The organism is Chryseosolibacter indicum, assembly GCF_018598585.1.
Taxonomy (GTDB): domain Bacteria; phylum Bacteroidota; class Bacteroidia; order Cytophagales; family Cyclobacteriaceae; genus Chryseosolibacter; species Chryseosolibacter indicus.
The window spans coordinates 42,953-69,373 of the sequence record NZ_JAHESD010000021.1 but is presented as its reverse complement, the minus strand read 5'-3'; the positions used below and the strand labels follow the sequence as shown (position 1 = coordinate 69,373).

The following is a 26,421-nucleotide window of genomic DNA, read 5'->3' as shown; positions in this document are numbered from 1 at the left end:
TTAGGTACTAAGTATTGGGCATTGGTGAGTATAGTCAATGGTCAATAGTCATTAGTCAATAGTAATGCACCAATGACCATTGACTAATGACTAGTAGCTAATGACTATTGACCAATGCCTTTTTTATATCTTCGCACTTCACAATCTCAAAGTTAGATGGCAGGTAAAATATCCTTAGAGGGTTTGGAGTTCCATGCTTTTCATGGCGTGTATCCACATGAGCGAGAATCCGGAAATTGGTTTGAAGTTGATATCAGCGTAGAGACAGATTTTACAGCAGGGGCTCAAACCGATGAGCTTAATGGCACCGTTAACTACGAAACGCTGTTCAGGCTGATAAAGGAAGAAATGGAAAAGCCTTCGCGGCTTCTTGAAACGGTGGTTGAGAACATTGTTAATGCTGTAATGGATCAGCTTAAAGCGGTTGGAAAGGTAGAGGTAAAGCTTTCGAAACTGAATCCGCCGATAGGAGGTAAATGCAGAAAGGCATCTGTTTATCTCTCGAAAGCTAGACGTTAGAATTAACAGGTTCTTTTTTGTCAGGGTCAATAAAAACAAATCCCCTGGCGTCTTCGCCCTCATAGAAGTCAACCTCTTTCCCGATCAGGAACATCGTGTGTTTTTTGTCGATAAACACAGGGATATCGTCAATGGTGTAAGCCATGTCAGCGTCTTTCTGCTTATCAAATCCGATAACAAGCGAAACGCCACAACCGCCGCCCTTTACGCCTACCCGTAAGCCGTAGTTTGCCGGGATGTTCTTTGTCTGCATAATCTTTCTGATTTCTTCTGCAGCTCTTAATGAGATGGTAACAGGCTGGATGTTGTCAAACATTATACACCTTTCAGTTTATTAGGATTTTGTGAAGTATGAAAAACCCTGCTTATTATAATCCTTTTGTCGTAGAAGCTCTTTTGTAAATTATTTCATTAACCATTCTTTTGAACGATCAATAACTTCCTGATGAGAAATGGTTTCACCGCGAGTATCTTCCAATTCAGATTCTTCAATGTCATTTAATAATGCCAATTGCTCATACACCTCGTCGAGGCTTGTAATTTCAGTGACTTCACTGGCAATTTTTAGCAAATGTTCCTTTAATTTGGCGCCACTCATAACTTTTGCTTATTAACCGTAAAATTAGCTAATTTTCAAACACATTTTACTCGAAATAAATTCTATGGACGCTCTTATTGAATTTGGGAAAATACTTATTCCGGCCTCTGTTGTATTGTATGCAGCTTATCTTCTTGTACGTTCCTTCATTCAGAAAGAAGTGGATATGAAAAAACTTGAGGTGCGCGGCAAAAGCATCGAAACAGTGCTCCCTACCCGATTACATGCTTATGAACGCATGGCCCTCTTTCTCGACCGCATGGCACCTCAGAATTTATTGGTGAGGTTAAACACCGCTAAGGTAAGCTCCTACGAATTTCATCAGCTTCTGCTCACAGAAATAAGAAACGAGTACAACCACAACGCTGCCCAGCAAATCTACATGAGCGAAACGGTTTGGAGTCTTATTAAGAATGCGAAAGAAGATTTGATCGTTACCATTAATGAAGCCGCCTCTGAAATGGCACCGGAGGCCTCAAGCCTTGACCTGGCAAAAAAGGTTTTCGAAAAAACGATCAATAAGCAGGTAGATCCTTTGGCGCATGCCCTATCTGAATTGAAAAAGGAAATTCAGAATGTGTTCTAGTACAGCGGGCATGATGATTGTAATCTTACTACTATGAACCGATTTTTTGAATCAGCTTTAAAAAAAGCCGCTACATCAGCAGTAAAACCAAATCGGCTGTTGACACTTTTTACCCAATTGGTAACTAAGCTCAGAAACGTTGATTGGTCGAAAGTAAAGGTTCAATCAGCAAAAGAGAAGTTTATGGTGATGGGTCGGTTAATAAAAGCCTACGCGTTGGGTGAATATCGTGACATCTCCTGGAGAACAATCCTATTGGTTACAGCTGCTATTATCTATTTCATTAATCCTGTAGATCTTATTCCTGATTTAATTCCTATAACAGGGTTTACTGACGACATCGGTGTTTTAATTTGGGTTTATAACCATGTTAATGCAGAACTCGAAAAGTTCATCATGTGGGAGCAATCCAGGGTAGTGTTATGAAGACAGCACTCATAGCAGGAGCAACGGGCCTTATCGGTAAACAATTGCTTACCCTGTTGTTGGCAACCAATCGGTATGATAAGGTGATAGCGCTTACGCGGAAAGATCTTAATATCAACAGTTCTAAACTGATAGAGCTTAAGGTAGACTTTACTGATTTTGATAAATATGCCGATCAGCTTCAGGCTGATGATGTATTCTGTTGTCTCGGCACTACCATGGCAAAGGCAAAGACGAAACAGAAGTTTTATGAAGTTGATTATTCTTATCCTTTAAGAATTGGATTGGCAACAAAGCTTTCAGGAGCGAAGCAATACTTTCTCGTGTCAGCCTTGGGTGCTGATAAGAATTCAGGAATATACTACAATAAAGTAAAAGGTGAGGTGGAAGAGGCTATCACGAATGTGGCTTTTGAGTCATTTCATATTTTCAGACCATCGTTGTTGCTTGGCGACAGGGCAGAGAAACGCACAGGCGAAGATGCAGCAAAGTTTGTCTATAAATTCTTTGGCTTTCTGATTCCTGGCAAATACAAAGGCATTGAAGCAAGCAAGGTTGCAAGAGCCATGTTGCATTATGCATCTCAGGAGAAGGATGGTAAATTCATTCACGAGTCGAAAGACTTGCAACAATTCTGATTTTACTTTTTCATGATCGCCGTTATTCAACGCGTTACATCAGCTTCTGTTGAAATAGAAAAAGTTATTCACGGAAGCATTCAACAGGGCTTGCTTGTATTGTTAGGAATTGAAGATGCGGACACTGAAGAAGATATTGAGTGGCTGGCCAGCAAGATTGTTAATCTTCGTATTTTTAATGATGATGCAGGTGTAATGAATGTAAGTGTGAAAGATACAGGAGGTGATATTTTATTGGTAAGTCAGTTTACACTTCACGCAAGTACGAAGAAGGGAAACAGACCCTCATACATAAAAGCCGCCAAACCTGATATCGCTATTCCTATCTATGAAAGGTTTATTTCAGTACTTGCAGAGGCGTTAGGGAAACCTATTCAAACCGGTAAGTTTGGTGCCGATATGAAGGTGAGTCTTTTCAATGACGGACCAGTAACAATTATCATTGATACGAAAAACAAAGTATGAGGCATATTATTCTTCTCACATTCCTGCTGATACACGGTTCAGTGTACAGCCAGAATAAGTATGGACTTAAAGCCACTACACTTGCGGGTTATAAACAAAGCGTTGTAGCTGATCCAAAAAAAGAACTGATAGACCTGGAGAAGTTCGTGCCTAACCTGGTGCTGGATATTCGTTACGCTACTACCAATAACTTTACCAAAGAACAGATCTATAATAAGGCGAAAGCCTATGCGCGAAGGCCAGTAGCAGAAGCGTTGAAGAAGATACAGCTAGAGCTTAATGCTAAAGGATTAGGAATAAAAATATTTGATGCTTACAGGCCTTATAAAGCTACTGTCAGATTCTATGAGGTCTATCATGATACAACCTATGTTGCTTCGCCATACAGAGGCTCACGTCATAACAGAGGTTGTGCGTTAGATCTTACGATAGTTGATCTGAAAACCGGCAAAGAGTTGAAGATGCCTACTGAATACGATTCATTCAGAAAAGAAGCATGGCCGTCAACACCAATGGCAGACCCGGAAATAAGAAAGAACAGAGCTATGTTAATTGCAGTGATGGAGAAATACGGATTTAGGGTAAACAGTTCTGAATGGTGGCACTACGACTTCAAAGGATGGAAGAACTACGAAGTATTGGATATTGATTTTGAGGAGTTAGAGCAGTAGTAATTTGTATTATTCAACTTTAAACATGACTATTCAAGAAGCACAAAAGCTGGTCGATGATTGGATCAAAACAAACGGTGTTCGTTATTTTAATGAACTTACCAACATGGCTATCCTAACAGAAGAAGTAGGGGAAGTTGCCAGGATTATGTCGCGCAGATATGGCGAGCAATCTGAAAAGGAATCAGATAAAAACAAAGATCTTGGAGATGAAATGGCTGATGTGCTCTGGGTGCTAATGTGCCTTGCTAACCAGACTGGTATTGATCTTACAGAAGCCTTTACTAAAAATCTTGAGAAGAAAACACTTCGTGATAAAGACCGCCATCACCAAAATGAGAAACTTAAGTAGTGTGTTTTAAAGCACAGTACCTGCGAGAATAAACCGTTAAATTTCTATCACAAATCTTCATTCTCGTTTTTTGATTTTATACTTTTAACGTGCTACTAAAACCTGAACCTAATGGTTGAACAACAAGCTCGTTACCTGGCCCTGGATGTCTTCCGGGGGATGACTATATGTTTTATGATCATCGTAAACTCACCTGGAAGTTGGGATATTGCGTATGCACCCCTATTACACGCATCGTGGCATGGATTTACACCTACCGATCTGGTGTTTCCTTCGTTCTTATTTGCTGTAGGTAATGCCATGGCATTTAGTCTTCATAAGTTTGATGGCAAGCCTGAGGGTCTATTCTGGCGTAAGGTGTTAAAGAGAACCGTTGTTATTTTCTTATTAGGCTTTTTAATGTATTGGTTTCCCTTCTTTCGTACAGCAACAGATGGAGGCCTGGAACTTCGCCCGCTTGCCGAGACGAGAATTCCGGGTGTACTTCAGCGTATAGCGTTATGTTATCTTTTTGCTTCCATCGTACTACATTATGGTTCAAAAAAGTTTGCTGTGTTGTTCAGCATAGGTGCATTGGTGTTGTATTGGGTTATCGCTTACTTCCTTGGTGATGCAACTGATCCATATAGTCTAGCTGGGAATGCAGGGTTGAAACTTGACTTGTTTTTGTTTGGTGAAAAGCATTTGTATCACGGTGAAGGAATTGCTTTCGACCCTGAAGGTTTAATAAGCACTTTACCAGCGATTGTAAATGTAATCGCTGGATATCTTGCCGGAGATTTCATCAAGCGGTATGGCAACTCCTATGAAACCATTGCCAAGCTGATGATAGCAGGAGCGGTATTGATAACCGTTGCGCTGGGGTGGGACATGACTTTCCCTATTAATAAGAAACTTTGGACAAGCTCTTTTGTATTGCTTACAGTAGGTCTTGACTTAGTTCTTCTCTCGGTGCTGATCTTCATCGTTGAACTATCGGCTAAGCGCAACTGGACTTACTTTTTCGAAGTATTTGGAAGAAATCCCTTGTTTATTTACTTGCTTTCAGAAGTACTGTTGATTACGCTTTATCTTATCCCACTCGGCAATAAGAGCCTGCAGGAATGGCTGTATGCTGATTTCTTTGGAAGCTTTGCAAGCCCAATAAATGCCTCTTTTCTTTTTGCCATTTTCTTTATGCTGATAAACTGGCTGGCAGGCTATCTTTTGGATAAGAAGCGAATCTACATCAAGGTTTAGCTACTTTAAGCAAAGGAACTTCAACGTGGTTGATTAATACACCTTCTTTTAAGACAGGCACAACTTCGTACTGATCAGGCGTAAGGCAAAATTCGATGTCTTTATGGATGTTGAGTTTAGCGAGCCGCCTTACATGGCTTGAGTCTTTCAGAAAGTCAACCATATTATCTTTTGCCTGTAGGTACAAGCGCTGCGCTGCAAGTGGTGCATCGCATGCTAAAGTATAATCATCGGCAAGATAGTTTACCAAAGCTCCGGCGAACAATGTGTCTTCAAGATTTACACGGCCCTTCCATCCGGCACAGACAATCAATACATCATCAGCGCTTGCTCTAAGATAATTTACTACTGCAGTAATGTTAAGAAATGATCCGATAATAATATCTTTTGCACCCAATGATCGCGCAATAGCTTGCGTGCCATTGGTTGTTGTAAAGGCAATCTTCTTTCCTTTTAAATTAGGTTGCATGTATTCAAAAGGAGAGTTGCCGAGGTCAAAGCCTTCTACTTTTTTACCATCGCGTTCGCCTGCAGTATAAAAGCCATTGGCTTTCATAGCGAGACAATCTTCAAGTTTGGCAAATGGTGTGATACTTTCAATACCATGTGCTATGGCTGTAGTCATACATGAAGTTGCTCTTAAAATGTCAACAACTACAACAGCACTATTTTGCACTTCATATAGATGCATGAGATCTGGACTCAGGCAAACATCAACCTTCTTCATGGCACGTGTATAAATCCTTCTAAATATGTTAACGCTTTTCCTGCAATAAGCACCCTGTCTTGCAGGTTGGTACAAAATAATTTCCCTTGTCTTTCCGATAGCTGTAATGCTACCATCTCTTTCTTTCCAAGCTTTTTACTCCATAATGGAATGAGTGAGCAGTGCGCTGAGCCGGTTACCGGATCTTCAAAAATGGTAGATTGAGTTGTAAAGAAACGGGATACAAAATCAACCTCGCTACCTGGCGCTGTAATGATAATGCCACCGGGATCGAGGTTTATCTGATCAAGAACAGATCGGTCGGGTTTACAATCCTTAATTTGTTTTTGATTCTCACAAACCAAAACATAATCACGAGCCTTCCATACCTCAACAGGTTTTATCCCTATACCTTTTTCAATGACTTCAGGGAGCATAGCAGGAGAGGGCATGCGCGACGGAAAGTCAAGCGTAAGTAAATCGCCATCTCTTGAAACGGTTAAAATACCGCCTTTTGTTTGAAAGGATATCTTGTCTGATGGATTGTTTAAGTGGTTAAAGATGGTATGCGCAGTAGCCAATGTAGCATGACCACACAAGTCCATCTCGATATCCGGAGTAAACCATTTCAGTTCGAACTGATCATTACCTGCAGGAACAAAAAAGGCTGTCTCCGGAAGAAAGTTTTCAGCAGCAATCTGCTGCATGACTGCAGTGGGTAACCATTTATCAAGGATGCATACTCCTGCAGGATTTCCCCTGAAAAGAGTATCCGTAAAAGCATCAACATGAAAAAATGGTAGCTTCAATGCTTTTAGCTAATGAGTGGCAGTTTAGAAACTTTTGCTTTGAGGCCTTTGCCGCGTACGTCAATAAAGATCTCAGCATCGGGGCTTGATTTGTCAACAGTAACATAACCCAGGCCAATACCTACACTTAACATAGGAGACATGGTACCTGATGTAACCTTGCCTATAACTTCGCCATTCTCATTCTTAATCTGGTAATCGTGGCGGGGAATTCCCTTGTCGATCATCTTAAAGCCAACAAGCTTGCGCTTAACACCTTCTTCTTTTTGTTTTTTTAGTGCTGCTGAGTTGGTAAACTCTTTGGTGAATTTAGTAATCCAGCCAAGTCCTGCTTCAAGCGGAGAGGTAGTATCATCAATGTCATTTCCATAGAGGCAAAAGCCCATTTCAAGCCTTAATGTATCACGCGCTCCAAGTCCGATTGGTTTGATGTCGAATTCTTTTCCAGCTTCGAAGATGGCATTCCATACTTTTTCAGCATGTGCTTTATTAACGTAGACTTCAAATCCACCGGCGCCTGTATATCCTGTATTAGAAATAACTACATTCTGTACGCCTGCAAGCTCACCGATGGTGAAATGATAATACTTGATAGTACTTAAATCTTTATCGGTTAGCTTTTGTATGGTAGCTGATGCTTTAGGTCCCTGAACAGCGAAAAGGCAGATGTCGTCAGAGATGTTTTTCATCTCGGCGCCTTTTGTATTGTATTTACTGAACCAGTTCCAATCCTTCTCAATATTAGATGCGTTGACAACAATTAGGTAATCGTTGTCTTTAACTTTATATACAATAAGATCATCTACTATGCCACCTGTTTCGTTTGGGAGACATGAATATTGCGCCTGACCATCAACTAATTTAGAGGCATCGTTTGATGTTACCCGCTGGATAAGATCCAATGCACGCGGCCCCTGAATGGTAAACTCACCCATATGAGAAACATCGAACACACCGACGCCTTTTCTTACAGTCATGTGCTCTTCGATATCAGAAGAGTATCTTACGGGCATGTTATAACCTGCAAAGGGCACCATTTTGCCGCCTAGCTTTGCATGAAGATCGTTTAGGGGGATATATTTTAATTCCATAGATTAATAAAGGCCACAAAGGTAGAAAAATCTGGATACTGGATGCCGGATTCTGGATTCTTGGTACTGGATCCCACATCCAGTGATCAGCATCAAGAATCCGGAATCAAGAATCAAGCATGCAGCACCTAGTTTTCTGCTTGTTTAAGCGCCTGGAGGATGTCTTCGCGTACTTTCTTTACTTTTTCCATTTCGGTTTCAAGATACTCGCGTGCTTTTTCTTCACCTGCTGAGTCAGGAATAGGATTGAATTGTCTCATCCAAACCATCATGCCTTCACCTGCCGAATCCAACTTGGCAATGGTAGCTTCAATTTTCTGCTTTTGATCTTCAGGCATCGAGGCGTTTTCAGCAATACGGTTTTTTAATGCTTCTTTTTTACGATGGATGTCTTCCATTTTAGGCATTACCTCATCGTGAATTTTCATCACTTCGTTATATAGTGCCTGGTTTTCAGTCTCCTGGATTCCATCTTCTGCATGCGCATCGTGGCCATGGTCTTTTTCATGAGATTTCTGCTGGCAAGCTGCAAGAATGGAAAGAGCTAAAAGAAGGGTATAAATGTATTTTTTCATAAGCGGCTAGTTTTGGCGCAAATGTACATGGGAATTGTGAGAGCGCCAAGGTGAAGCTTTATGGCAGCAATGGAGACGATAACTGGGGCTAAACCGGCCTTAAAGTAAATAAGCAGACTCTACAGCCTGCTTATTTGTAACATAACTAACCTTAAACTTTATAATTAGTATTTATTCATCCCTCAACACTTCTACCGGGTTGGTGAGCGCTGCCTTTACAGAGTGGTAGCTTGTAATAAGAATAGCTACAAACAATATGGCAATGCCAGTGGCCAAGTATATCCAAGGAGATGGGGTAATGCGGTAAGCAAAGTCCTGCAACCACTGCTTCATAATTAAGTATGAGATTGGGGCTGCAATGACGAAGGCTATTATAATGAGGGTGGTATAACCTTTTGAAATCAGTGTTAAAATATTCCATACGGATGCCCCTGATACTTTGCGAATACCTATCTCTTTGGTACGTTGCTCAAGGGCGTAGATGATCATTCCTAAAAGGCCAAGGCACGCAATAAGTATAGCAAGAGACGCCATTACTATGAGCACGCTTCCAAAACGTTCATGGGTTTTAAAAGCTTCATTAAAATATTCGTCAATAAAACCATATTCGAAAGGTGTGTCACCTGCATGGGCTTTCCAGGTGCTATTTAAACTAGCAATTGTTGTCTGCCATGTTTTTGCATTTTGAGGCTCTATGCGAACAGCAAGATAGGTTTGTGCCCAATTGCCGATATGTTTGTTCTTGATATGAAATATTGCAAGGGGTTCTATAGACACGTCAAGTGCCCAGTAGTTAAAGTCAGGTAATACTCCTATAATTTCAAACTGCGCGCTATCACTATTAGGGTATAAGATCTTTCTGCCAAGAACCGATTCATCAACAGGCCAACCAATCTTTTTGATAGCGGATTCGTTTACAATTACTTTGTTAACGTCATCAGGATTTTGGTCAGAGAAATTCCTTCCAAACTTTAATTTAATATCTAGTGTAGGAATATAACGATCGTCGCCTGCGCCGTAGTTAAGTGAGAAGTTAACGCCATTCATTCCTTCTGCGGTAAAAGAATCACCACCGAATATTCTAGGAGGTGTTGAGTTACACCAGGAAGCATCAATAACGCCAGGAATGTTTAATACTGCTTTGGCGAGACTTTCTTCGTTTCTTACTGCTTCTACGTGTTTGAGCTCGATCAGATTTTGCTTATCGAAACCAAGGTCCTTTTCCGATACATATTGAAGTTGCTGAAAGACTACGGCAGTACATACAATAAGTATAATTGATACAGCGAATTGGAAAATAACCAGACTATTTCTAAAAGCTTTGCCCTGCCGCCCGATCTTCAGCTTGCCCTTTACTGCTTCAACAGGATTAAATCCGCTAAGGAAAAACGATGGGTAACTGCTGGAGATTACGGCCATTACTACAATGAGTATTCCTAAGGAGCCAACGATCTGAAGATTGTGAAGTAAATCCATCTTCAGGTGTTTACCTGTTATTGTATTAAATGAGGGAATAAGTATTTGCGTTAGTGCCAGTGCTGCAAGGGTGGCAATAAGGCAGAATGCAAGCGCTTCAACGAAGTAGCTTATGCTTAATTCTTTTTTACCAAGACCCAGTATCTTTCTTACGCTGGCTTCCTTAATTCTCTTTGTAAATTGTGCTGTTGACAGGTTCATGAAGTTAATGCATGAGAGCAACACAATGAATATTGCAGCACCTATTAATGAATAAAGAATTTTTACATTACCAGTATCCGGAAATGAGCCTACTACTGCTTGATTGGGGAGGTGAAGTGTTGCGATAGGTTGTAAAAATAACTCCCACTTTTTACCTGATTTTATATAGTCATCGTAAGTAGTGTTCATTACACGCTGCAATGTTTCTTCTACCCGTTTTTTGGGTATAGACTCAAGTTTAGCACGTACGTTGTTGATATTGGCTTTTTCATTCAGGAGTACAAATGTTTCCAACTGAGTCCATATCCAACTCCAATGTAAACGATCCACAGGAAAGTTTTTCATGGAAAGCAGTACATCAAATTGAATGGTTGAGTTGTCGGGTACATCCTCTACAACGCCAGTTACTTCAAATGTCTGCTGGCCTTCGCCTTTGAGGCCGCCTAATCTCACCATCTTACCTAAGGGGCTGTCGTTACCGAAGTATTTTTGGGCGGTAGATCTGGTCATTACAAGGGTATTAATCCTGTTAAAGGCGGATACGGGGTCTCCTGCTATTAAAGGAAAGTTGAACACCCTGAAGAAGTTTGTGTCAGCGGCAAACACCTTATCTTCTTCGAAAGAGATCACTTCTTTATGAGGCGTTGTATAAGAGATAATGAAGTTGCCAGGTGTATGCAGACTTGTTATTAATTCTACTTCAGGTAATTCTTCCTTAAGTGCTACGGCAACGCCTGGTCCTGTACGGGAAAACTGTGTCTCTTTATCGTCTGACCAGATGAATGTTTGATTGACTCTGTACAGCCTCTCTGAGTTGGGGTGGAAATTATCATAACTCAGCTCATGACTTATATATAGATATATAAGCAAAGTACTGGCAATGCTTACAGTTAAGCCCATCAGGTTTATGAACGAAAAGAGCTTTTGGCGTTTTAAGTTGCGCAGGAACAGGAGAATGAAATTTCTTACCATTGAAAAACGATTTTGATAGTTTTTGCAAAGTGTGTTCCGAATTGTAAATGTCTTCTATTTCGCTTATTTAAGGGTTTTTGGACGTTCGGGTCCGTTCGCTAATAGCACATAGTGTTCGGTATTGGGACGAACATGGTGGTTACCCTGGGAAAGAGTAAAGGTGATTTTAGGCATTCTGAAGGACTTGGTGAAGCAATACAAAGACGATGTTTGAAGCTTATGCACGCAGTGTATCACGATGCCAAATATTCAACAATACCATCCCGTATCGCTGTAAAAGTTCTTTTTAATATTGTTTCATCTTCTTCCAGTAACGTGACACGGAAACCCTGCAACTCTGAGCAAAAGGAAGAAATAGGAACAACACATACGCCCTTCGCACCGAGAAGGTAATAGACAAAACGCTTGTCGAGTTGAATGTTCTTTGAAGGTGAGCCATCTTTACTATTAACCCAGCTTTCAACAAGACTTCTTATTTGATCGTTATCAATTCTCATTTTCTGATGCGACTTAAGTGTGTCTTTCCTGAAGATGATGGTATTATAGAAAGCGCCGAAGGTTTCATTAAAAGTTAATTCAGGAACGGTATGAAGTATATCAGCAATGATTTTGCTTCTGCGCCCGATGTTTTGATTTGTTTGTTCGCGGTATGGTTTAAAACGTGCGTCGCCAAGTATTTTGGGAATAGCGAGCTGCGGTAGTTTTGTTGAACAAACCTCGATCATCTTGGCATTATCGAGTGCCTGGCAGAATTTATTGAAGTCCTCATCTTTATCGCGATTGTAATATTCCATCCACCCACAACGTGAACCCGGCCAGGGTAACTCTTTCGAGATGCCTTTCATTGAGATACCAGGAACATCGTCAATAATTTCTGCCAACGCATGTGCTTTTGCACCGTTGTATGTTATGTTGAGGTAGATTTCGTCTGCGATTAGAAATAGCTTAAACTCCTTCGCTATCTCAACAATTCTTTTTAATGTTTCAAGTGGGTAAACCATCCCGGTCGGATTATCAGGATTGATTATAAGAATGCCTACAACGTTAGGGTTATACTTTACTTTGTTATAGAGGTCATCAAGGTCGGGGTACCAATGGTTTTCCGGATCGAGCCTGTATGTTAAAGGTTCATGATTAGCATGGGCAGCTTCGGCGCTGGAATGCGTAGAATATGCAGGAGAGGGGCCGATAACACGCGAGGTTTCTGTAATAAACTGGTAGACTTTTCCGATTGCATCGCCAAGGCCATTAAAGAAACAAATATCTTCAGGAGTTATCTGTACGCCACCCATGGCGTTGGTTTGTTTGGCAAGAAATTCACGCGTGCTTAGAATACCTTTAGAAGGACAATAGCTGTAGACATCGTCCTGCTTCACAAGGTCAGCGATAATGTGTTTAATCCAATCAGGAAGTTTATGGTTTTTCTGGATAGGATCACCAATATTTTCCCATGAGATGTCTAGACCGATTTTCTTTAACTGATCCGCTTTCTTTACAATCTCACGAATTTCATAACTAAGTTCTTTAGCACCTTCACTTAGGAGTTTTTGTCGCATGGCTTTTGTCTTCGCACTGTGTTGTGTTATACAGAAAATAAATAAACACTATGTTCTTTGTTTTGGAGAAAGGATTCAAGCTTATGAACAGAAATATTTTAAAAGTGTCTTTAACAAGTGTTTGGTAGTTAACATATCAGATTTACCACTTGCATAATGCTTCCTAGTAATTACGATACAATTAGCTACTTTACTGTAAACTACAAACTATGAGAACCAAATTATTGATGATTATGTGTTTTGTGCTTATTGCCGCTATGCCGGTATTGGCGCAGGACATAGGACTGCAGTTATACAGTTTACGAAATGAGTTTAAGATTGATGTACCAGGTACGTTGTCGAAAGTAAAGCAATGGGGTATTAAAGAAATAGAAGGAGGCGGAACCTATGGGTTACCTCAGGAGGAGTTTGACAAGATGTTAAAACAGAATAACCTTAAAGTTGTAAGTGTAGGGGCGGAGTTTGACAAGCTTGCAACAAACCCCCAAGAGGCAGTAGATAATGCGAAAGCTTTTGGAGCTAAATATGTGGTGTGTTTCTGGATACCACACAATGGAGATAATTTTACCATTGAAGATACAAAGAAAGCAGTAGACGTATTTAACAGAGCCGGAGCATTGCTAAAGAAGAACGGCATAACACTTTGTTATCATCCGCATGGATATGAGTTCAGGCCTTACGAAGGTGGTACTCTCTTTGACTATCTTGTGAAGCACACGGATAAGAACCTCAACTTCGAGATGGATGTATTTTGGGTGAAACATCCAGGTCAGGATCCTGTGGCGTTGCTAAATAAGTATCCGAAGCGATTTGAGTTGATGCACCTCAAGGACAGGGCACATGGAACGCCTGGCAACCAAAATGGACATGCTGATGTAGAAACAAATGTTGTGTTGGGGCAGGGTGATGTTGGTATTGAAGAAGTAATGAAGGCGGCAAAGAAGATTGGCATAAAATATTATTTTATTGAAGATGAGTCATCACATGCTGTTCAGCAAATACCACAAAGCCTCGCTTACCTTAAGAGTTTGAAGTAATGCTTAATGTCTTCGTGGTTGCGTAAAACTGCGAAGACACTTTTTCCATGCCGACATAAAGCAGTTCCTACTGTTATCGTTCCTGCCTGTAAGGGAGCCGTTTGAAATGTGAATCGGCTTGACTCACTAAAAACCGTTGCAATAGATTTTAAAAACAGGTAATAATCTGATTTCCAATGTGATATAAAAGGAGCTCGTTTTTCTAACGTTTGCGACGGGAGAAACCTAGACAAGGGTTAGACAAATGCTACTCAAACCCAGGTGAAACGTGGGGCTAACGTTACGGAGACGTTAGGCTGAGGTGGGTGAAAGCTGCTTTTGAGGGTACCCCAAAGAGCAACTAATGTAAGGTGGCACATATTAAGACTTGAGAAAATTTATCACGAAGATATTCCGTGCTGGAATTGCGCTGTACCATTATTTCCATTAATTATACCTTATTTAGGTACGCAATTTTAGCGGTTTAGAAACACTATGGATGCCGGTTATAAAACATATACGATTTCGAGTTTTAAAGAGTACCAGGAAATAATTTTGGAGATACCCCTTGATCAGTTTACACTGTACAGAGGCCAAAGTCTTGACAAAGCCTTATTGCCAAAGATTGCGCGATACGACGTACTTGATGTTGATAAAGTTGAGCGCGAGATGCTGGAAGACTTTCAGAGAAGAAGTATTCACCTTATAGATTATCAACCCGGTAATTCATGGGATTGGCTAGCGCTTGCTCAGCATCATGGCATGGCTACCCGCTTGCTTGATTGGTCAGAGAATCCTTTAATAGCAATGTGGTTTTCAATGGCACCAAAAACAGAGGCACGTCATGCTGATTACTCTGTAGTGTGGGGTTTTAATGTTCCTGAAGAAGACATTGTGGCATCTACAGAAGACATGGATCCTTTTAAGGAAAGGATGACCAAAGTTTTTAAGCCTAACCATATCACAAAAAGAATATCGGCCCAGTTTGGCTGGTTTACGATACATAAAGCAAATGCTGAAAAGAAATTTGTTCCGTTTGAGAAAAATGCGGAATACAGTGAGCGGTTATTTAAGATTAAGATTAGTAGTGAGTGCTTTGGAGAATGCAAGAAGAGGCTTCATAACTTCGGGATAAACTCTGCTTCAATGTATCCTGATATAGATGGGCTGGCTAAACATGTTGAGTGGCTTTTTCTTCAACAAAATAGTGGTCATTTTTAAGTATGAATGGTAAGGTCGATCCGTCTGATGCGACCGTATTAGCCAACCATCCAATTATACCTAAGCCTAAACCAATGAAGAAAAATCCCTTCATTAAATATCAATATTGATTGAAACTATATTGATTGGTGTGAATGCAAAATTAACATTTGGGCAGGCAACCGGGTATACAGATAAAACTTGATTTTCGCTCCGTATTACTACTGATTTATAATGAGAAGAGAAAGCAAATAACGAAATGAGAAAAACACTTTAGCAACGAGACAATTGATTAATGTGTGAGAAGTACACTGATGAAGAAGTTGCTAAATAATAATCAGGACAAGGCGGCTTTATAAATTTTTAAGATGTTCTTTTTAAATTCAAGAGATGAGGAAACAACCAAACACTTGTGTGGTTTGAAATTTTTTTATTTTTTTATTGATGTACCGATTACTTTTGGCATCTTCGTAAATCACAATTAAATAATTTTGAGTTAACACAGAGCAATCGTTGTAAATATAGATATTGTCGTCCGCCCCTCCAGAAATTCTTCTGGAGGGGCGGTTTCGTTTTAAGAAGACTACGACAAACTAACACTTGTTTACATTGATTGAATTTTTTAGACGTAATAGAAATGAGCCAGACAGCTAAAACATTGTTCGACAAAATCTGGGATGCGCACGTAGTAAGGCAAAGTGAAGGTTATCCTGACGTGTTATACATCGACAGACACTTTATTCATGAGGTTACAAGTCCGCAAGCTTTTGATGGATTACGTAAGAGAGGCATAAAAGTTTTTAATACCTCAAGAACTACTGCCACAGCAGATCATAATGTTCCTACCAAAGATCAGCATCTACCAATTAAAGAAGCATTATCAAGACATCAGGTAGAAACACTGCGTAAGAACTGTGCGGAGTTTGGCGTTAACCTCTACGATCTTGGCCATCCTTTTCAAGGCATTGTTCATATAATCGGACCCGAGTTAGGTCTTACACTTCCAGGTATGACCATTGTGTGTGGTGATAGCCATACATCTACGCATGGTGCTTTCGGAAACATTGCTTTCGGCATTGGTACAAGTGAGGTAGAACAGGTATTGGCGACTCAATGTGTACTTCAGTATAAGCCCAAGCGTATGAAGATTGAGATCAATGGAAAACTTGGCAAAGGAGTTCTCGCAAAAGATATTATTCTATACATCATCTCGAAAATCTCTGCGAGCGGTGCTACAGGATATTTTGTTGAATATGCCGGTGATACCATTCGCAATCTTTCTATGGAAGCTCGTATGACGATTTGCAATATGAGTATTGAGATGGGAGCGCGTGGCGGACTAATTGCGCCTGACGAGACGACCTTCAATTACATTAAAGGTCGTCAATTTGCTCCTAAAGGAGAACAGTTCGATCGATTGGTTGAACAATGGAGGCATTTGAAATCAGACGACGGAGCTGAGTTTGATGAAGTTCTAAAATATGATGCTGCAGACATTGCGCCTATGATTACTTACGGTACAAACCCTGGTATGGGCATCAAGGTCACTGATCGTATTCCAACATTGAATGAGCTTAAAGATATTAGTGAGCATACATCTTTTTCAAAATCTCTTGAGTACATGGGGCTTGAGCCAGGAGCACAACTCCTTGGTAGAAAGGTTGACTATGTTTTCATCGGAAGTTGTACAAACGCACGTATTGAAGATCTGCGTTTGGTAGCCCAGATGGTAAAAGGCAAGAAGAAGGCACCTGATGTAGAAGTATGGGTTGTACCAGGATCAAAACAGGTAGAACAGCAAGCGCGTCAGGAAGGCCTTGATAAAATATTTGAAGAAGCAGGATTTGAACTACGTGGTCCTGGATGTTCAGCCTGCCTTGGAATGAATGAAGATAAGATTCCCGCGGGTAAGTATTGTATATCGACTTCAAACAGAAATTTTGAAGGAAGACAAGGACCAAAGTCAAGGACATTTCTGGCAAGTCCGCTATCGGCTGCAGCTGCGGCCATTACAGGGAAAGTTACCGACGTCAGAGAACTAGTTTAAAATTGAATAACGGCTACGTTACAATGAGTAAAGAAAAATTCACAACATTAAAAAGTACAGCAGTTCCTCTAGCTATAGAGAATATTGATACGGATCAGATTATTCCTGCGCGTTTTTTAAAAGCCACTACACGAGAAGGTTTTGGTGAAAACCTGTTTCGTGACTGGCGCTATGATGCGGATGGAAATCCTAAAGCAGATTTTGTACTTAACAATACGACCTATTCGGGTAAAATACTTGTAGCGGGAAAGAATTTTGGTTGCGGAAGCAGTCGCGAACACGCAGCATGGGCAATATATGATGGTGGTTTTCGTGTAGTTATCTCAAGCTTCTTTGCAGATATTTTTAAAAATAATGCGTTAAATAACGCCTTACTTCCTGTACAGGTATCAGACACATTTCTTAAGAAAATTTTTCAGTTCATAGAAAAAAATCCTTCAACAATAATCACAGTAGATCTTACAAAACAACAGGTAGTGCTGGAAGACGGATCATCAGAAAGCTTCGACATCAATGCTTATAAGAAGACATGCCTGATGAACGGATACGACGATATCGACTACCTGATCAGTTTACGTGATGATATTAAACAATTTGAATTAACACACTAAGTTCTAAGCATGAAGAAGAAGATTACCATACTGCCTGGAGACGGAATCGGTAAAGAAGTTACTGCCTGCGGCAAAAAAGTATTAGAGCAAATAGCAGAATGTTTTGGTCATGAATTTGTGTTTGACTACGCAGTTATTGGTCATGATGCTATTGAATCAACCGGAGATCCGCTTCCTGAAGAGACACTTACCAAATTGAAAAATACCGATGCCATTCTTTTTGGTGCAGTTGGACATCCGAAGTATGATAATGATCCTACACTAAAAGTAAGACCAGAGCAAGGCCTTCTTAAAATGCGAAAGGAACTTGGGTTGTATGCTAACCTTCGTCCTATTAAACTTTTTGATGAGCTTCTTGAAGCTTCGAGTATTAAACCTGAAATATTGAGAGGTGCAGATATCTTATTCTTCCGCGAACTTACTGGCGACGTATACTTTGGTGAGCGTGGCCGTAAAAACAATAATGAGACTGCTTATGATACAATGATCTACTCAAAGTTTGAAGTAGAAAGAATTGCGCATAAAGCATTTAAGGCAGCCCAGACAAGAAAGAATAAGGTAACATCTGTTGATAAGGCAAATGTGCTTGAAAGCTCCCGGTTATGGAGAGCCGTTGTTCAGGAGGTAGCAAAAGAATATCCCGATGTTACTGTTGAGCACATGTTTGTTGATGCTGCGGCAATGAAGTTAATTCAAAACCCAAGAAGTTTTGATGTTGTGCTTACAGGAAACTTATTTGGTGATATCCTTACTGATGAAGCATCTCAGATTGCGGGGTCTATGGGTATGCTGGCTTCAGCTTCGGTAGGAGACAAAGTAGGATTATATGAACCTATACATGGCAGTGCACATGACATTACGGGCAAAGGGATAGCCAATCCGCTAGCTTCTATTCTTTCAGCAGCTCTACTTCTGGATATATCATTTGGATTAAAAGAAGAGTCTGAAACAGTGATAAAGGCTGTTGAAAAGACATTGCAGGAAGGATATAGGACAAAAGATATAGCAGATAGTTCAACTGCACTTGAGAAAATTCTTGGAACTGAGGTAATGGGTAACGTTATCAGTAATCAAGTGAGAATAATAACCTCCATAGATGTCAATCGATAGTAGAAACATCAGCGTTAATAAATAAACGAAACGAAATGAGCCAAAAAATTCAAATATTCGATACTACGTTACGCGATGGCGAACAAGTGCCAGGGTGCCAGCTTTCGACCGATGAGAAAATTACAGTTGCGCGTGAGCTGGAACTGCTAGGGGTAGATGTAATTGAAGCCGGGTTTCCAATATCAAGCCCAGGTGATTTCCTTTCAGTTATTGAAATCTCCAAGGCTGTAAATGAGGTTATCGTGTGTGCCCTTACGAGGTCTAAGAAAGACGATATAGACGTGGCAGCTGAGGCTTTACGTTACGCGAAAAATCCGCGTATTCACACTGGTATAGGTTCTTCTGATATCCATATCAAACACAAATTCAATAGCAGTAGAGAGAAGGTGCTTGAACAAGGTGTTTGGGCAGTTCAATATGCGAAGAGTAAGAATGCAGAGGTGGAATTTTTTGCAGAAGATTCAGGTCGTGCTGATCTTGCGTTTCTTGCACAAATGGTTGAGGCTGTAATAGCAGCAGGAGCAGATGTTGTTAATATTCCGGATACCACAGGTTATTGCCTGCCGCATCTATATGGAAAGCGAATTCAATATTTATTTGAAAATGTAAAGAACATTCATAAGGCTACTATTTCTGTTCACTGTCATAACGATCTTGGTTTGGCTACTGCAAATACGATGGCAGGATTAATGAATGGAGCGAGACAGGCAGAGGTAACTATTAACGGTATAGGAGAGCGTGCGGGTAACACTTCTCTTGAAGAAGTAGCAATGATTATCAACACACATAAGGATCTTAACTTACATACCAATATCAAATCAGAAAGGATCTATGCTATCAGCACGATGATCTCTGAGATGATGCGTATGCCTGTTCAGCCCAACAAGGCAATTGTAGGTGCAAATGCTTTTGCGCATTCTTCTGGTATTCATCAGGATGGATTTTTAAAGAATCCTGAGAATTATGAGATCATTAGCCCTGACCAGGTTGGAGTTCCTTGTTCGTCTATTATTCTTACAGCAAGAAGTGGTCGTGCTGCATTAAAACACAGGTTGGAACTATTGGGATATCAACCCAGCAAGACCGAGCTTGATACAATCTATGAACATTTCTTAATAATAGCTGACGAGAAGAAGAAAGTTGAAAACGAAGATCTGATAGCATTGATGGGGCAAATGCCTATCCTTGTTAAATAGGTATTACCTGTAACGGATAAATCAAGGGGGATGGGCAGACAGCCCATTCCCTTTTTTGTTTTAGCAATAGCGCTGTCTTGTTACTAACATTCGTTTGCAAACAAAATTTTTTCCTGTGTTTTCTTGAATTCTAGTTTATAATTTGTGACAATTGTACTCACGCAGAACAATATGAGGAAGTTAATAACTTTATCAAGTCAGTTTATCTACGGTGCAATCGTAGGAAATATAGGTTCTGTGCTAATTATCGTCATTCTCGTAGGAATAAAACCTGCCGGGGCGAAAATGGTATAAGATTTAGATAATAAGATAAATGACCGCCCCGACAGCCTCGGGGCGGTTTTGTTTTATATACACTAGAACAAACTAACAGTTGTAAATTATGTATTACACAAAAGACACGGTTCTCTTCTTAAATGGTAAGTTCATCAAAGCCGTTGATGCACACACCGACCTCTATAGCCAATCGTTACATTACGGCTTTGGAGCGTTTGAAGGAATTCGTGCTTACCAGACTCAAAACGGTGTGAAGTTATTTAAAGCATACGAGCATTTTGAACGTTTAAAGAATAGCTGTGCTTCCATTAGTATTAACCTCGACTATGATTCAGAAGAATTAACTAACATTTCTTATCAGCTTCTCGAAAAAAATAATCTTACCGATGCTTATGTACGTCCACTGGCATACTGCGGGCCTAATATGTATCTCTCAACGCCGAAAGATGTTTACCTGATGATCTGCACATGGAAGTGGGCGAAATATCATGGTGACCAATTATTGAAGCTTTGTGTTTCATCTTATCAGCGTCCTAATCCTGCATCTATAAAAGTAGAAGCAAAAGTTTGCGGACATTATGTAAATGGAATTCTCGCGACAAGCGAAGCAAAAGTAAGAGGGTATGATGAAGCATTATTGTTAGACATGAACGGTAATGTGGCAGCGGCACCTGCAGCTAATTTCTTTATGGAAAAAGATGGTGTTCTGTATACGCCTTCGCTCGGGCATATTTTTCCAAGCATTACCCGCCAGGTTGTACTTAATATTTGCCGCGAACTTGATATTCCAGTAGTTGAGAAACAAATCAACCCACATGAACTGGAAACTGCAGACAGTGCTTTTCTCTGTGGCACTGCAGTGGAGATCGCTGGTATTGAATCGATAGATGCCAATACATTTAAAAAGGAATGGAAAGATAGCCTGGGCGCTATTGTACAGGAAGCCTACAAGTGTCAGGTGTTAGAGAAGTCATTTAGTTATGTGATTATATAGTCAATGGTTATTAGGCAATAGTCATTAGTAGTAGCGAAGGTTGGTTAATGATAAGTAGTTATAATAAACAAGGTAGAGATTGAATAAGTATAGTAAAACATTAACACAAGATCCCACACTGCCGGCAGCGCAGGCTATGTTCTATGGGATTGGATTAACGGAAACAGATTTACAAAAAGCACAGGTGGGTATAGTAAGCACAGGCTATGATGGCAATACCTGCAATATGCATCTTAATAAACTTGCTGAAGAAGTTAAGACCGCCGTGTGGGATAATGAGCTTGTTGGCCTGATGTTCCACACAATTGGTGTAAGTGATGGCATGAGTAACGGCACAGAAGGTATGCGCTACTCGTTGGTAAGTCGTGAAGTAATCGCGGACTCCATTGAAACAGTATGTGGTGCGCAATATTATGATGGTTTAATTGCCGTTGTGGGTTGTGATAAAAATATGCCTGGTGCATTAATTGCCATGGGCCGCTTAAACAGACCTGCCATTATGGTGTATGGTGGATCTATAGCAGGAGGACATTGGAAAGGACAGGAACTTAATATTATTTCTGCTTTTGAGGCATTGGGCCAGAAAATAGCGGGGACCATTACGCCTGAGGATTTTAAAGGTGTTATACAAAATGCTTGTCCTGGTGCGGGAGCTTGCGGTGGTATGTATACGGCTAATACGATGGCATCAGCCATTGAAGCACTAGGAATGGCGTTACCTTACAGTTCTTCTAATCCTGCGTTAAGCAAGGATAAATCGGAAGAATGCCAGCAAGCCGGAAAAGCTATCTATCACCTTCTTAAACATGATATTAAACCTCGCGATATCATGACAAGAAAGGCTTTTGAAAATGCCATTACCGTAGTGGTGGCGTTAGGCGGGTCAACGAATGCCGTGCTTCACCTTATTGCAATGGCAAAATCTGCCGGAGTTTCAATAACTCAGGATGACTTCCAGAAGATATCAGATAAGACGCCATTGATCGCTGATTTAAAACCTAGCGGAAAATATTTAATGAATGAGCTTCACCGCCATGGTGGGGTTCCTGCTGTGATGAAGTACTTGTTGAAGAAAGGTTTTCTTCATGGCGATTGCCTCACCGTTACCGGAAAGACAATAGCAGAAAATCTTGCCAATGCTAAAGACCTTGATTTCAGCACACAGGATGTAATTCTTCCATTAGAAAAACCGATTAAAGAAACAGGTCACCTTCAGATCCTTTATGGAAACCTTGCAGAGCAAGGATCAGTGGCAAAGATTACGGGCAAAGAAGGTGAGAAGTTTACGGGCCCAGCACGTGTTTTTAACGGGGAGTTTGAACTAATTAAAGGTATCCAGGAACGTAGAGTACAGGCCGGAGACGTTGTCGTGATCCGCTATGTTGGACCTAAAGGTGCACCTGGAATGCCAGAAATGTTGAAGCCAACTTCAGCAATTATGGGAACAGGGCTCGGTAAGAGCGTAGCCCTCATAACAGACGGAAGATTTTCTGGAGGAACACACGGCTTTGTCGTAGGCCATATTACACCGGAAGCTTTTGACGGCGGATTAATTGCGCTCGTTGAAGATAATGATGTTATAGAAATTGATATTCAGAATAACAAAATCAACCTTTTGGTTGATGAAGCCACGATAGCAAAAAGAAGAGCAACATGGAAAGCTCCAAATCTGAATGTTAAGAGTGGAATTTTATTAAAGTATGCTAAACAAGTAAAAACTGCTGCTGATGGATGCGTTACTGACGAAGAGTGAGAAAAAAGCAGAGACTGATAAACAGCCTCGAAAACAGATTTCCGGATCGGAGATATTGCTTCGCAGTCTGATTGCTCAGAATGTAGAAACAATATTTGGTTATCCTGGAGGTGCTATTATGCCTGTGTATGATGCACTATATCATTACGCAGACAGATTAAATCACGTGCTGGTAAGACATGAGCAAGGCGCTATTCATGCTGCGCAGGGTTTTGCAAGAGTGTCAGGTAAGCCAGGCGTTGTTTTTGCAACATCGGGTCCTGGAGCAACAAATCTTGTTACCGGTCTTGCCGATGCGCTGATCGATTCAACTCCCATTGTTTGTATTACCGGGCAGGTGTTCGCTCATTTGTTAGGAACCGATGCCTTTCAGGAAACCGATGTGGTTAACACCACAATTCCTGTTACCAAATGGAATATACAGGTAACAGAAGCTAAGGACATTGCCGATGCTGTAGCAAAAGCATTCTACATTGCTACTACAGGAAGGCCGGGACCTGTGTTAATCGATATTACCAAGAATGCGCAAAACGAGCTTATTGAGGAACCGGAGTATAGGAAGTGCGATAGTATTCGTACATATAAGCCAAAGCCTGTACTTCAGCTCAATAACGTAAAGGCTGCAGCTGAACTAATAAATCAGGCAAAGAAGCCTTACATACTTGCAGGGCAGGGAGTCTTGTTATCAGGCGCTACAGAAGAACTTAAAGCACTTTCTGAAAAAACAGGAATACCAGTCGCCTGTACGTTGCTTGGCCTAGGTAGCTTTCCCGCGAATCATATTAATTACGTTGGGTATCTCGGTATGCACGGTAACTACGGACCCAACGTTAACACCAACCAGTGCGATGTATTGATAGCCATTGGTATGCGCTTCGACGACCGTGTAACAGGCAACGTGAAGATGTATGCCCCTCAGGCAAAGGTTATTCACATTGATATCGACAAAGCCGAGATTGATAAGATTATAAAAACTGAAGTTTCTATTCACGCCGATGCCAAAGAAGCACTTCAGGCTCTGGTTGGCTATTGCAATCCTGGAAAGCATGACCAATGGATTCAAAGTTTTCATACTCTTAATAAAGTTGAGTATGATAAAGTGATCCATAAGGAATGCAACCCTGCTGATAAGTTAACGATGGGAGAAGTAATCAACCTTTTATCAAATATTACAAAAGGAGAAGCCGTTGTTGTAACCGATGTAGGCCAGCACCAGATGGTTACTTCCCGTTATTATAAATACACTAATCCACGCTCAAATGTAACGTCAGGTGGGGCAGGTACTATGGGATTTGCACTTCCTGCAGCAATGGGAGCGAAACTTGGAGCTCCTCAGAAACAGGTAATAGCAGTTATTGGGGATGGAGGTTATCAGATGACTGTTCAAGAGTTAGGAACAATCATGCAGTATAAAATACCAGTGAAAATTCTCGTGTTGAACAACAGCTTCTTGGGTATGGTGCGCCAATGGCAGCAACTCTTCCATGAAAAGCGGTACTCATTTACCGAGATGGTGAATCCTGACTTTATAAAGCTTGCTGAAGCATACAATATACCTGCACGCAAAGTAGAACAACGTGGTGATCTTAAATCAGCAATACAGGAAATGCTCGATGCGAAAGGCCCATACTTCCTTGAAGCTGTTGTAGGAAAAGAAGATAACGTTTTTCCTATGGTACCCGCTGGGGGATGCGTATCGGATGTTATGTTGGAAGCACCTGTAAAAAAGTAGGCAGTAGGCAAAATGCAGTGAGCAATTGTATTGAGGAAAAGATGGGCCGGAATATAGGGTGCAGATTACTGATAAAGATAGGTTAAGAATAATACTAAAGTAGAACGATATGAAACAGGAATTCACACTTGAGATTGCAGCGGACAATAACTTCTCGATCTTAAATCGCATTGTGAATGTATTGAACCGGAGGCGCGTGAGAATTAAAAAACTCATCGCTACCGAAAACGAAGAGGATTTTACGCGAGGAGGAGCTATCCTGCTTATATATACGACTCAGGACATGGTGGAGAAAGTAAAACATCAATTGGAGAAGTGTATTGAAGTAGAGAGTGCGCTATATTACGAAGGTAGTAATCACTATTACGCGCTTAGCGAAAGAACGAATAAGCAAGTAGCTTAATTAGTTCAAGGGTTAAGATTCCATGTTCGAGGATAACTAAACCTTAAACTGCGAATACCAGAAAAAGAATGAACACTTAACATAAACCTGAAATATTAAACAAAAAGTATGGCAAAGATCAATTTTGGAGGCGTTATTGAAGATGTAGTTACACGGGAAGAATTTCCTATGGATAAAGCCCTGGCTGTTCTTAAAAATGAAGTTATTGCAATTATTGGATATGGGGTGCAAGGCCCAGCACAAGCTCTGAATCTTCGTGATAACGGGTTCAATGTAATTGTAGGGCAACGTAAGGGTTCTAAAACATGGGATAAGGCAGTTGAACACGGCTGGGTTCCTGGCGAAACACTCTTCGAAATAGAAGAAGCTGCAAAACGAGGTACGGTAATCGAATTCCTTCTATCGGATGCAGGGCAGATTGCACTTTGGCCTACATTAAAGCCTTATTTAACTAAAGGTAAGACATTATATTTCTCTCACGGTTTCGGAATTACTTTTAAAGAACAAACAGGTATCATTCCTCCTGCTGATATTGATGTTGTATTAGCGGCTCCTAAAGGATCAGGTACATCTGTACGCAGATTATTCCTTCAGGGTAAAGGTATCAATGCAAGTTATGCTGTATTCCAGGACGCTACAGGAAAAGCAAAAGAGAAAGCAATTGCTTTAGGTATCGGAGTGGGATCAGGATATCTTTTTGAAACTGATTTCAAGAAAGAAGTATTTTCTGATTTAAGTGGTGAACGCGGAACGCTAATGGGTGCTATTGCTGGAATTTTTGAAGCACAATATGAAGTGTTACGTGCTAATGGTCACACACCTTCTGAAGCATTTAACGAAACAGTTGAAGAACTTACGCAAAGTTTAATGCCATTGGTAGCTGAAAATGGCATGGACTGGATGTATGCTAACTGTTCAACTACAGCACAACGGGGTGCGTTAGATTGGAAGAAGAGATTTAAAGCAGCAACGCTGCCTGTATTTCAGGAGTTATACCAAAGTGTAGCTTCAGGCCAGGAAGCAAAACGTACGATAGAAACATGTAGCAAGCCTGATTATCGTGAGAAGCTAGCTGAAGAACTGAAAGAACTTCGTGAAAGCGAACTTTGGCAGGCAGGTGCAGCCGTAAGAAAGTTAAGACCAGAAAAACAACAGGTCGAAGCGAGCATGATAAACTAAACAATCAAAAACGAAACTCCCCTC

At 40.7% G+C, this 26,421-nt stretch carries 27 protein-coding genes; 19 read left to right on the top strand and 8 right to left on the bottom strand.

Annotation, left to right across the window (positions count from 1 at the left end; translation table 11 throughout):
* The first annotated feature begins 156 nt into the window (after nt 1–156).
* On the top strand, nt 157–519 hold the full coding sequence (folB, locus tag KK060_RS11295) for a dihydroneopterin aldolase (RefSeq protein ID WP_254153838.1): 363 nt from the start codon (nt 157–159) through the stop codon (nt 517–519).
* On the opposite strand, the gene KK060_RS11290 is transcribed toward folB, so the two are convergent.
* On the bottom strand, nt 509–835 hold the full coding sequence (locus KK060_RS11290; RefSeq protein WP_254153837.1) for a HesB/IscA family protein: 327 nt from the start codon (nt 833–835) through the stop codon (nt 509–511). The two genes, folB and KK060_RS11290, sit on opposite strands and share 11 nt — an antisense overlap.
* A gap of 87 nt (nt 836–922) precedes the next feature.
* Nucleotides 923–1,117: a hypothetical protein gene (locus KK060_RS11285; protein WP_254153836.1), complete on the bottom strand. Its 195-nt coding sequence runs from the start codon at nt 1,115–1,117 to the stop codon at nt 923–925.
* 64 nt (nt 1,118–1,181) lie between these two features.
* Between KK060_RS11285 and KK060_RS11280 the strand changes: the two genes are divergently transcribed.
* The 7 genes from KK060_RS11280 to KK060_RS11250 all read left to right on the top strand — a co-directional run bounded on the left by KK060_RS11280 (nt 1,182) and on the right by KK060_RS11250 (nt 5,494).
* Entirely contained in the window at nt 1,182–1,703 is a 522-nt protein-coding gene (locus KK060_RS11280) for a DUF7935 family protein (RefSeq protein WP_254153835.1), read from the top strand.
* A 33-nt stretch (nt 1,704–1,736) separates the two neighbouring features.
* The gene (locus tag KK060_RS11275) at nt 1,737–2,129 is read left to right on the top strand and encodes a YkvA family protein (protein WP_254153834.1); all 393 of its coding nucleotides are present in this window, start codon (nt 1,737–1,739) and stop codon (nt 2,127–2,129) included.
* Nucleotides 2,126–2,767, top strand: coding sequence for an NAD-dependent epimerase/dehydratase family protein (locus tag KK060_RS11270; RefSeq protein WP_254153833.1), 642 nt, complete (start codon nt 2,126–2,128; stop codon nt 2,765–2,767). Before KK060_RS11275 ends, KK060_RS11270 begins: the two co-directional genes overlap by 4 nt.
* 12 nt (nt 2,768–2,779) lie before the next feature.
* Entirely contained in the window at nt 2,780–3,232 is a 453-nt protein-coding gene (dtd, locus tag KK060_RS11265) for a D-aminoacyl-tRNA deacylase (RefSeq protein ID WP_254153832.1), read from the top strand.
* A complete protein-coding gene (locus KK060_RS11260; protein WP_254153831.1) occupies nt 3,229–3,903 on the top strand; it encodes a M15 family metallopeptidase in 675 nt (224 codons plus the stop codon). The genes dtd and KK060_RS11260 overlap by 4 nt, the downstream gene beginning before the upstream one ends.
* Nucleotides 3,904–3,928: 25 nt before the next feature.
* Complete coding sequence (locus KK060_RS11255) at nt 3,929–4,255, top strand: nucleotide pyrophosphohydrolase (RefSeq protein ID WP_254153830.1); 327 nt, start codon at nt 3,929–3,931, stop codon at nt 4,253–4,255.
* Between the two features lie 111 nt (nt 4,256–4,366).
* On the top strand, nt 4,367–5,494 hold the full coding sequence (locus KK060_RS11250) for an acyltransferase family protein (RefSeq protein WP_254153829.1): 1,128 nt from the start codon (nt 4,367–4,369) through the stop codon (nt 5,492–5,494).
* Here the strand turns inward: KK060_RS11250 and KK060_RS11245 are convergent.
* The 6 genes from KK060_RS11245 to KK060_RS11220 form a co-directional block, all read right to left on the bottom strand.
* Entirely contained in the window at nt 5,484–6,221 is a 738-nt protein-coding gene (locus KK060_RS11245) for a 2-phosphosulfolactate phosphatase (RefSeq protein WP_254153828.1), read from the bottom strand. The two genes, KK060_RS11250 and KK060_RS11245, sit on opposite strands and share 11 nt — an antisense overlap.
* Nucleotides 6,218–7,009 (bottom strand): PhzF family phenazine biosynthesis protein, encoded by a 792-nt coding sequence (locus tag KK060_RS11240; protein WP_254153827.1) that lies wholly within the window; start codon nt 7,007–7,009, stop codon nt 6,218–6,220. Before KK060_RS11240 ends, KK060_RS11245 begins: the two co-directional genes overlap by 4 nt.
* Nucleotides 7,010–7,014: 5 nt before the next feature.
* Nucleotides 7,015–8,100 carry a glycine cleavage system aminomethyltransferase GcvT gene (gene gcvT / locus KK060_RS11235; protein WP_254153826.1) on the bottom strand — a complete coding sequence of 362 codons (1,086 nt, stop codon included), beginning with the start codon at nt 8,098–8,100 and terminating at the stop codon, nt 7,015–7,017.
* Nucleotides 8,101–8,228: 128 nt separating this feature from the next.
* A complete protein-coding gene (locus KK060_RS11230; RefSeq protein WP_254153825.1) occupies nt 8,229–8,675 on the bottom strand; it encodes a hypothetical protein in 447 nt (148 codons plus the stop codon).
* Between the two features lie 171 nt (nt 8,676–8,846).
* Nucleotides 8,847–11,324 (bottom strand): ABC transporter permease, encoded by a 2,478-nt coding sequence (locus KK060_RS11225; protein ID WP_254153824.1) that lies wholly within the window; start codon nt 11,322–11,324, stop codon nt 8,847–8,849.
* Between the two features lie 233 nt (nt 11,325–11,557).
* Nucleotides 11,558–12,880 (bottom strand): pyridoxal phosphate-dependent aminotransferase, encoded by a 1,323-nt coding sequence (locus KK060_RS11220; RefSeq protein WP_254153823.1) that lies wholly within the window; start codon nt 12,878–12,880, stop codon nt 11,558–11,560.
* A gap of 209 nt (nt 12,881–13,089) precedes the next feature.
* Between KK060_RS11220 and KK060_RS11215 the strand changes: the two genes are divergently transcribed.
* The 11 genes from KK060_RS11215 (at nt 13,090) to ilvC (ending at nt 26,397) form a co-directional block, all read left to right on the top strand.
* Nucleotides 13,090–13,917, top strand: coding sequence for a sugar phosphate isomerase/epimerase family protein (locus KK060_RS11215; protein ID WP_254153822.1), 828 nt, complete (start codon nt 13,090–13,092; stop codon nt 13,915–13,917).
* Nucleotides 13,918–14,391: 474 nt separating this feature from the next.
* Nucleotides 14,392–15,117 carry an FRG domain-containing protein gene (locus KK060_RS11210; RefSeq protein WP_254153821.1) on the top strand — a complete coding sequence of 242 codons (726 nt, stop codon included), beginning with the start codon at nt 14,392–14,394 and terminating at the stop codon, nt 15,115–15,117.
* 616 nt (nt 15,118–15,733) lie between these two features.
* Nucleotides 15,734–17,143 (top strand): 3-isopropylmalate dehydratase large subunit, encoded by a 1,410-nt coding sequence (leuC, locus tag KK060_RS11205; RefSeq protein ID WP_254153820.1) that lies wholly within the window; start codon nt 15,734–15,736, stop codon nt 17,141–17,143.
* 23 nt (nt 17,144–17,166) lie between these two features.
* Complete coding sequence (gene leuD, locus KK060_RS11200) at nt 17,167–17,754, top strand: 3-isopropylmalate dehydratase small subunit (protein WP_254153819.1); 588 nt, start codon at nt 17,167–17,169, stop codon at nt 17,752–17,754.
* A 9-nt stretch (nt 17,755–17,763) separates the two neighbouring features.
* Nucleotides 17,764–18,864, top strand: a complete 1,101-nt coding sequence (gene leuB, locus KK060_RS11195; RefSeq protein ID WP_254153818.1) for a 3-isopropylmalate dehydrogenase — start codon at nt 17,764–17,766, stop codon at nt 18,862–18,864.
* Nucleotides 18,865–18,899: 35 nt separating this feature from the next.
* A complete protein-coding gene (locus tag KK060_RS11190; RefSeq protein ID WP_254153817.1) occupies nt 18,900–20,060 on the top strand; it encodes a 2-isopropylmalate synthase in 1,161 nt (386 codons plus the stop codon).
* A gap of 382 nt (nt 20,061–20,442) precedes the next feature.
* A complete protein-coding gene (gene ilvE / locus KK060_RS11185; RefSeq protein ID WP_254153816.1) occupies nt 20,443–21,330 on the top strand; it encodes a branched-chain-amino-acid transaminase in 888 nt (295 codons plus the stop codon).
* A 136-nt stretch (nt 21,331–21,466) separates the two neighbouring features.
* On the top strand, nt 21,467–23,083 hold the full coding sequence (ilvD, locus tag KK060_RS11180) for a dihydroxy-acid dehydratase (RefSeq protein ID WP_254153846.1): 1,617 nt from the start codon (nt 21,467–21,469) through the stop codon (nt 23,081–23,083).
* Nucleotides 23,058–24,815 (top strand): biosynthetic-type acetolactate synthase large subunit, encoded by a 1,758-nt coding sequence (ilvB, locus tag KK060_RS11175; RefSeq protein ID WP_254153815.1) that lies wholly within the window; start codon nt 23,058–23,060, stop codon nt 24,813–24,815. The genes ilvD and ilvB overlap by 26 nt, the downstream gene beginning before the upstream one ends.
* A 109-nt stretch (nt 24,816–24,924) precedes the next feature.
* Nucleotides 24,925–25,218 (top strand): ACT domain-containing protein, encoded by a 294-nt coding sequence (locus KK060_RS11170; RefSeq protein ID WP_254153814.1) that lies wholly within the window; start codon nt 24,925–24,927, stop codon nt 25,216–25,218.
* A 108-nt stretch (nt 25,219–25,326) separates the two neighbouring features.
* Complete coding sequence (ilvC, locus tag KK060_RS11165) at nt 25,327–26,397, top strand: ketol-acid reductoisomerase (RefSeq protein WP_254153813.1); 1,071 nt, start codon at nt 25,327–25,329, stop codon at nt 26,395–26,397.
* Nucleotides 26,398–26,421: the final 24 nt, after the last annotated feature.

What these genes read in the sequence shown, in the direction of transcription:
- leuC (WP_254153820.1), top strand. Translation starts at nt 15,734, where the DNA reads ATGAGCCAGACAGCTAAAACATTGTTCGACAAAATCTGGGATGCGCAC.
- KK060_RS11255 (WP_254153830.1), top strand. Translation starts at nt 3,929, where the DNA reads ATGACTATTCAAGAAGCACAAAAGCTGGTCGATGATTGGATCAAAACA.
- KK060_RS11270 (WP_254153833.1), top strand. Translation starts at nt 2,126, where the DNA reads ATGAAGACAGCACTCATAGCAGGAGCAACGGGCCTTATCGGTAAACAA.
- KK060_RS11250 (WP_254153829.1), top strand. Translation starts at nt 4,367, where the DNA reads ATGGTTGAACAACAAGCTCGTTACCTGGCCCTGGATGTCTTCCGGGGG.
- leuB (WP_254153818.1), top strand. Translation starts at nt 17,764, where the DNA reads ATGAAGAAGAAGATTACCATACTGCCTGGAGACGGAATCGGTAAAGAA.
- KK060_RS11210 (WP_254153821.1), top strand. Translation starts at nt 14,392, where the DNA reads ATGGATGCCGGTTATAAAACATATACGATTTCGAGTTTTAAAGAGTAC.
- ilvB (WP_254153815.1), top strand. Translation starts at nt 23,058, where the DNA reads ATGGATGCGTTACTGACGAAGAGTGAGAAAAAAGCAGAGACTGATAAA.
- KK060_RS11225 (WP_254153824.1), bottom strand. Translation starts at nt 11,324, where the DNA reads ATGGTAAGAAATTTCATTCTCCTGTTCCTGCGCAACTTAAAACGCCAA.
- KK060_RS11215 (WP_254153822.1), top strand. Translation starts at nt 13,090, where the DNA reads ATGAGAACCAAATTATTGATGATTATGTGTTTTGTGCTTATTGCCGCT.
- ilvE (WP_254153816.1), top strand. Translation starts at nt 20,443, where the DNA reads ATGTATTACACAAAAGACACGGTTCTCTTCTTAAATGGTAAGTTCATC.
- dtd (WP_254153832.1), top strand. Translation starts at nt 2,780, where the DNA reads ATGATCGCCGTTATTCAACGCGTTACATCAGCTTCTGTTGAAATAGAA.
- KK060_RS11280 (WP_254153835.1), top strand. Translation starts at nt 1,182, where the DNA reads ATGGACGCTCTTATTGAATTTGGGAAAATACTTATTCCGGCCTCTGTT.
- KK060_RS11190 (WP_254153817.1), top strand. Translation starts at nt 18,900, where the DNA reads ATGAGCCAAAAAATTCAAATATTCGATACTACGTTACGCGATGGCGAA.
- leuD (WP_254153819.1), top strand. Translation starts at nt 17,167, where the DNA reads ATGAGTAAAGAAAAATTCACAACATTAAAAAGTACAGCAGTTCCTCTA.
- KK060_RS11290 (WP_254153837.1), bottom strand. Translation starts at nt 835, where the DNA reads ATGTTTGACAACATCCAGCCTGTTACCATCTCATTAAGAGCTGCAGAA.
- ilvD (WP_254153846.1), top strand. Translation starts at nt 21,467, where the DNA reads ATGTTCTATGGGATTGGATTAACGGAAACAGATTTACAAAAAGCACAG.
- KK060_RS11260 (WP_254153831.1), top strand. Translation starts at nt 3,229, where the DNA reads ATGAGGCATATTATTCTTCTCACATTCCTGCTGATACACGGTTCAGTG.
- KK060_RS11220 (WP_254153823.1), bottom strand. Translation starts at nt 12,880, where the DNA reads ATGCGACAAAAACTCCTAAGTGAAGGTGCTAAAGAACTTAGTTATGAA.
- KK060_RS11230 (WP_254153825.1), bottom strand. Translation starts at nt 8,675, where the DNA reads ATGAAAAAATACATTTATACCCTTCTTTTAGCTCTTTCCATTCTTGCA.
- KK060_RS11170 (WP_254153814.1), top strand. Translation starts at nt 24,925, where the DNA reads ATGAAACAGGAATTCACACTTGAGATTGCAGCGGACAATAACTTCTCG.
- folB (WP_254153838.1), top strand. Translation starts at nt 157, where the DNA reads ATGGCAGGTAAAATATCCTTAGAGGGTTTGGAGTTCCATGCTTTTCAT.
- KK060_RS11285 (WP_254153836.1), bottom strand. Translation starts at nt 1,117, where the DNA reads ATGAGTGGCGCCAAATTAAAGGAACATTTGCTAAAAATTGCCAGTGAA.
- KK060_RS11275 (WP_254153834.1), top strand. Translation starts at nt 1,737, where the DNA reads ATGAACCGATTTTTTGAATCAGCTTTAAAAAAAGCCGCTACATCAGCA.
- KK060_RS11245 (WP_254153828.1), bottom strand. Translation starts at nt 6,221, where the DNA reads ATGAAGAAGGTTGATGTTTGCCTGAGTCCAGATCTCATGCATCTATAT.
- gcvT (WP_254153826.1), bottom strand. Translation starts at nt 8,100, where the DNA reads ATGGAATTAAAATATATCCCCCTAAACGATCTTCATGCAAAGCTAGGC.
- ilvC (WP_254153813.1), top strand. Translation starts at nt 25,327, where the DNA reads ATGGCAAAGATCAATTTTGGAGGCGTTATTGAAGATGTAGTTACACGG.